At 67.4% G+C, this 5844-nt stretch carries 5 protein-coding genes; 2 read left to right on the forward strand and 3 right to left on the reverse strand.

All coding sequences use genetic code 11. The features are described from left to right. Positions 1-1005 (reverse strand): cupin domain-containing protein (locus H926_RS0105665; RefSeq protein ID WP_028657639.1); only part of this gene is annotated, 1005 nt, incomplete at its 3' end. A 113-nt stretch (positions 1006-1118) separates the two neighbouring features. Here H926_RS0105665 and H926_RS25835 point away from each other — a divergent pair. Next, positions 1119-1790 (forward strand): XRE family transcriptional regulator, encoded by a 672-nt coding sequence (locus tag H926_RS25835; protein WP_022675447.1) that lies wholly within the window; start codon positions 1119-1121, stop codon positions 1788-1790. A gap of 35 nt (positions 1791-1825) precedes the next feature. On the opposite strand, the gene H926_RS0105675 is transcribed toward H926_RS25835, so the two are convergent. Both H926_RS0105675 and H926_RS0105680 read right to left on the reverse strand, forming a co-directional pair. Next, entirely contained in the window at positions 1826-2710 is an 885-nt protein-coding gene (locus H926_RS0105675) for a homocysteine S-methyltransferase family protein (RefSeq protein ID WP_022675448.1), read from the reverse strand. After that, positions 2707-5100 (reverse strand): TonB-dependent siderophore receptor, encoded by a 2394-nt coding sequence (locus tag H926_RS0105680; RefSeq protein ID WP_022675449.1) that lies wholly within the window; start codon positions 5098-5100, stop codon positions 2707-2709. The genes H926_RS0105675 and H926_RS0105680 overlap by 4 nt, the downstream gene beginning before the upstream one ends. Positions 5101-5259: 159 nt before the next feature. On the opposite strand from H926_RS0105680, the gene H926_RS25840 reads away from it, so the two are divergent. Then, a partial coding sequence (locus H926_RS25840; RefSeq protein ID WP_237740981.1) for an amino acid permease occupies positions 5260-5844 on the forward strand: 585 nt, incomplete at its 3' end.

Genomic DNA, 5844 nt, shown 5'->3' on the forward strand with positions numbered 1-5844 from the left:
CTGGCCATCGGCAAACAGCAGCGTGCCGGCCCCCTCGCGGATATAGGCCAGGCGGTGGGCCGGGTTGCGGCGCAGCGCCACGCCCTGCGCCAGCAGCGCGGCGACATCGGCCGGGTCTGCCGCCGTTTCGGGGCGCCAGTCGGTATCGGCGTATTTGGCCTGGGTGTTCATCTGGCCAAACCAGCGGGCAAAGGCCGCGCGATCGCCCAGCGCTTCCAGCGTCATGGCGTGCAGCCGGTCGAGCGCGGCCGGGGTGATCTCTCCGGGGTGATCCTGCAGGACGAGATCGGGATCGGCATAGCGATCGGCCTCGTGATCGGGCGCCGCTTCCAGTTGGTCGGCCACATGGGCGCCCCAGCCCTCCACCAGTTCGGCGCGCGAGGGGGCGCGAAACCCGATCGAATAGGTCATGCAATCATCGCCCAGCGCCACGCCATCGTGGGCAAAGCCGGGCGGGACATAGAGAATGTCGCCCGGTTCCAGCACCCAATCGCCAGTGGCGGCAAAATCGTCGATCAGGGCAAGATCGGCATGCTGCTGGCGCGGTGTGGCGGCATCGCAGCGCGGACCCACGCGCCAGCGCCGCCGGCCCAGCCCCTGGATCAGGAACACGTCATACTGGTCGAAATGCGGCCCCACCCCCGCGCCGTCGGTGGCATAGCTGATCATCACGTCATCGATCCGCCAATCGGGCACGAAGCGGAACGGCGCGATCAGATCGGCCACCTGCGGCACCTGCTGGTCCACCGCCTGGACCAGCAGCGTCCAGGGATCGGCGCCCAGGCTGGCAAAGCGGTCTTCGGGCAAGGGCCCGTGTTCCAGCACCGGCCCGCCCGCGCCGCGCACGATCAGGCGCGATTCCACCCCGGTTTCGCAGGCCAGGCCGGCCAGTTCGTCGGGATCGAGCGGATTGTGCCACGCCCCCCACGGATTGCGGATCAGCATGGGCTGCTTTTGCCAGGCAGTGGCGAGGAACCGGGCGATATCGAAGTGGGCAAGGTGCATGGCGCCGCTCATGCGCCGATGCACCGCCCCTTGTCAAAAGGTGGCCCGTCACCCGGGCTGCCAAGCTTGAATTTGCCGTGCCGCCGTTCCATGCAGGGCCAGCAGGAGACGATATGGCCAAGCGCGCAAAAGCCGAACAGGCAGAGCCTTCAGAAGCAGTTATCGAACAATTGACCACCGGATCGGGCGCCCCCAGCAACGATCCGCGCGCGCTGGAAAAGGCGCTGGGCCTGCGTGTGCGCCAGTTGCGCCGCCAGCAGGATCTGTCGGTGGCCGATCTGGCCACCGCTGCCGGGCTTTCCACCGGCATGCTCTCAAAGATCGAGAACGGGCAGATTTCCGCCTCGCTCACCTCGATCCACTCGCTGGCCCAGGCGCTCAGCGCGCCGATCTCGTCGCTGTTCGCCCTGGCCGAAGAGCGGCAGGACTGCTCGTTCGTGGCGGCAGGCGAAGGCGTGAAGATCGATCGGCGCGGCACCAAATCGGGCCACGTCTATCAATTGCTGGGCCACCTGATGCGCGGCGACCTGGTCATCGAACCCTACCTGATCACGCTGTCGGACCGGGCCAGCCCCTATACCAGCTTTTCCCACGCCGGCACCGAACTGATCCACGTGCTGGAAGGCGAACTGTCCTATCGCCATGGCGACCGGCGCTATGACCTCAAGCCCGGCGACACGCTGCTGTTCGACAGCCAGGCCCAGCATGGTCCGGAAACCATGGGGCCGGGCACGATCCGCTATCTGTCGATCATCGCCTATCCGCGCGGGCAGGCGGGGGCCTGACGCGCCCTCGCTCTGCTGGGTAACCGCCGGGCAGGTTAGCCCAGTTCGCTGCGCAGCACGGCGATGTGTTCGGGCCCGATGCCGCAGCATCCGCCCAGGATCGTGGCGCCCTCGGCCGCCCAGGCGCGGGCAAAGGCGGCATAGCCCTGGGGCGTGAGATCGGCGCGAATGGGGCTGAGGCCATTGTTGGCTTCGGCATCGGCGCCCTGCGGGGGAAAGGCATTGGCATAGACGCCGATCGCCACCCCGCTGCCGGCCAAGGCGGCCTTGGCCTGGGCCACGGCGGCAGCCATCACTTCCGGCTGGCTGCAATTGAACAGCAGCGCCTGTGCGCCCAGCCGCAGGGCAGCAGCTGCCGCATCCGCCACGCTTTCGCCCGAGCGCAGCTGCGGGGCTGCGGCCGGGTCTTCATCGGCCAGGGTGAACGAGAGCCACAGCGGCTTGCCCGTGGGTGCGATCAGATCGGCGACCAGTTCCGCCTCGGCAATCGCGGAAAGGGTTTCGGCCTGCCAGTGATCGACATGCGGCGCCAGCGCCGTGACCAAGACCGACAGCACCGCGCGGCTGCGTTCCAGGTCGATCAGGTCGGGGCGATAAGACCCCGAGACCGGGGGCAGCGATCCGGCCACCTTCACGCCACGCGCCGCGGCATCGGCCACCTCGCGCGCCAGGCGCCCGGCCAGTGCCGCCCACTGCGCGCCATGGGCATCGAAGCGGTCCTGCCCGATGTGAAACGGCACCACGGCATAGCTGTTGGTGGTGATCACATCGGCCCCGGCATCGACATAGCGCTGATGCACCTGGGTCACGAACTCAGGCGCCTCGATCAGCGCCAGGGCCGACCATTCGGGCTGGCGGAACGGCGCGCCGCAGCGCGCCAGCTCGCGGCCCGTGCCGCCATCGAGAATGACCAGGCTCACAGGTTCACCGTCAGGCGCAGGTAATACGATCCGCCGTTGATGCCATAGGGCGCCACGTGGGAATAGCGATCGTAGTTGAGCGCCTGGCCGATCGCGGTGGGGATCATGCGCGGATGCACGTCGAACAGGTTGTTGGCGCCCACGCCCAGGCGCACCTGCGGCGTGACGCGATAGCCGATGTCGAGATCGGTGATCACGCGCGCACCGGTATCGATGATGTAATAGGGCTCGGCATAGCCCTGGGCCTGGCGCGCATTGCTGTAGAACGTGTTGCGCAGCGTAAGATCCAACGGACCGCTGCTCCATGCCGCCGCCAGCGAGGCTTTCCACGAAGGCGTGGCGGTGGTGAGATTGGTGCGCTGCACCGCATCGACCAGTGCCAGACCGGCATCGGCCAGAACGGCGGGCGCGGCATGCACGCGGCGGATCGTGGTATCCACGTAAGCCAGCCCCGCATCCCAGCGGATCGTGCCCAGCGCGCCGGCCGGCATCACCCAGCTGGCGGTCATGTCCACACCCTGCGTGCGGGTATCGACGCCATTGGTGAAGAACACCGCGCTGACATTGCCCGGATCGAGCCCGGCGGGGATCGTGGTGCCGTTGGCGGCGATCGCGGCCTGGGCCAGATCGCCATAGAGATAGGCGCTTTCGATGATCCGGTTCTTCACATCGATGCGATAGGCATCGACCGTGATCGACAGGCCATGCACCGGCTCTGCCACGAAGCCCAGGCTGGCGCTGGTGGAGGTTTCCGGCTTGAGCGCGGGCGCGCCCAGCAGGTTGGCGCCGGGCGAGCCGAGCGGCAGCTGGATCGAGGCATAGCCGGTGGTGACCGTGGTGGCCGAATAGTTCTGCTGCGCCAGGGTTGGCGCGTGGAACCCGGTGCTGACACTGCCGCGCAGGGCAAAGCGGTCAGTCACGTCATAGCGGCTGGCGAGCTTGCCGTTGAGGCGGCTGCCCACGCCGTTGTAATGCTCCCAGCGCACCGCGCCCGAAAGCTCCCACGCCTTGACCGGGCGCAGCGTCAGGTCGGCATAGCCGGCCACGCTGTTGCGGTGCACGTTGGCCGCGTCGCTGGGGCGGAAGCCCGGAAACGCCTGAGGCCCGCCGCTGTAGTACGACGTCGGCTCCCCGGCGCGGATCTCATAGGTTTCATAGCGGTTTTCCGCGCCGAACGCGAAAGTGGCCGGACCGGCCAGGCCCAGGTCGAACTGGTGCTTCACATCGAGGTTGCTGGTCCATTCCGACGCTGCAAAGCCGCCGACGTTGAAATCGGTCTGGGCATTGCCGGTGTCGGCCAGCAGATCGGGGTTGATCGTGCTGATATTGCGCAGCTTGACCGTGTCGCGGCCATAGGTGGACGACAGGTCCACCGCCCAGTCGCCATGGCTCTTGATGCCGCCGGTCACGCTGAAATCGTGTTCGTTCAGCGTTTCCTGCGGGGTGAAGCCCTGGGGATAGAGCGCATCGACCGCATCGGAAAACCAGCCGGGCTGGCGCGGGTTTTCATTGGCCCGTGCCTTGCGCCAGGCATAAGTGCCAAAGCTGTAGAAATCGAGGGTTTCGCCCAGCGGGCGGGTATAGTCATAGCCGCCGCTGACCACGACCGAGCGCGGCATGCCCTGCACCTTGGCCGGCTGCACGCCGCCGCTGTCGCCGCTGCGGTTGGTGAAATCCTGATAGCGATAGCCGGCCGACAGATGCAGCACGCCGCCATCCTTGAGGGCGACGCCCTTGTCGGCATTGGCCTGGATCGAGGTGCCATCGCCGGCATAATACTTGCCGCCCTGCACCGAAACGCCGCCCGAATTGGCATCGTCCTTGAGGATGACGTTGATCACCCCGGCAATCGCGTCAGACCCATATTGCGCCGCCGCGCCATCGCGCAGCACTTCCACCCGGCCCACGGCGGCCAGCGGGATCATATCGAGATCGACGACATTGGAGCCCTGCGAGGGATCGCTGTCGGCATAGATGCTGGATGACAGGTGCCGGCGCTTGCCGTTGACCAGGATCAGCGTCTGGCTGGGCGAAAGGCCGCGCAGCGCAAAGGTGCGCGCCAGGGCGCCCACGTCATAGCCCACGGCCGGGGCATTGAACGAAGGCAGCACGCTGCGCAGCGAATCGACCAGGTTGGACTGGCCCGTGGCCGTCAGGGTATCGGCCTTGACCACGTCGATCGGGGTGGCGCTCTGCCGGGCCAGGCGGCCGCTTTCGCGCGTGCCGGTGACGATGATGGCATCGCCGCTGGTGCCGATGTCGGCAGCCGGCGCATCGGCGGCCGGTGCCGGTGCCTGGGGCGCGGCCAGCGCCATGCTGCTGGCCGAGAGGCCAAGGGAAACCAGCGCCAAACGCAGCGGCGCGCGATAGGAAACGACGGAAAGTGCCACGAAAACCCCGGATCGGTTGGACGTCGGAAAAATCCACCTAATGACTTGAGTATTATTCGGTCAAATGAGCAGTTCAAAACATGCCAATCCTTGCACGGACTGTGGCAATCGCGCACTAGGTGCGCTGCTCGTGGCCCCCAGCCTGCGGAAAGTGCCTGCTTGACCGATCTGCCCCCTTCCGGCCCCCTTACTTCCGGCCGTTCCACTTCTGGCCCACGCGCCCATCTCCACGTCGGCCACGCCATGCTGGTGGCGCTGGGCATGGTCATGTCGACCGACAGCCTCAAGACCGCGCCCACCGTGGCGGCCAATGCGCCGGGCGGGCATGTGCTGCTGCTGTGGGTAGCCGGCGCGCTGGTCACCATGGTGGGCGCGCTATGCTATGTCGAAATGGCGGCGGCCTTTCCGGATTCGGGCGGCGAATACAGTTTCCTGCGCCGGGCCTGGGGCGGCCGCGTGGCCGCGCTCTATGCCTGGTCGCGCTTTGCCATCATGCACACCGGCTGGATCGCGCTGATGGCGCATCTGTTGGCCGACTATGCCAGCGCGCTGTGGCCGCTGGGCCATGCCGGGCGCACCGTGCTGGCGCTGGCGATCGTGGCGGCGCTCACCGCGCTTAACCTCGTGCATGTCAGGCTGGGTTTCCTGACCCAGGCACTGCTGGTGGCACTGGTGGCGGCCGGCTTTGCCTGTGTTACTGCGGCCGGCCTGCTCGTGCCGGCCCCCGCCGCCGGCGCGCCGCTG

Source organism: Novosphingobium sp. B-7, from assembly GCF_000410615.1.
GTDB lineage: Bacteria > Pseudomonadota > Alphaproteobacteria > Sphingomonadales > Sphingomonadaceae > Novosphingobium > Novosphingobium capsulatum.

Coding starts and splice junctions, on each gene's coding strand:
- H926_RS25835 (WP_022675447.1), top strand. CDS start 1,119: ATGGCCAAGCGCGCAAAAGCCGAACAGGCAGAGCCTTCAGAAGCAGTT.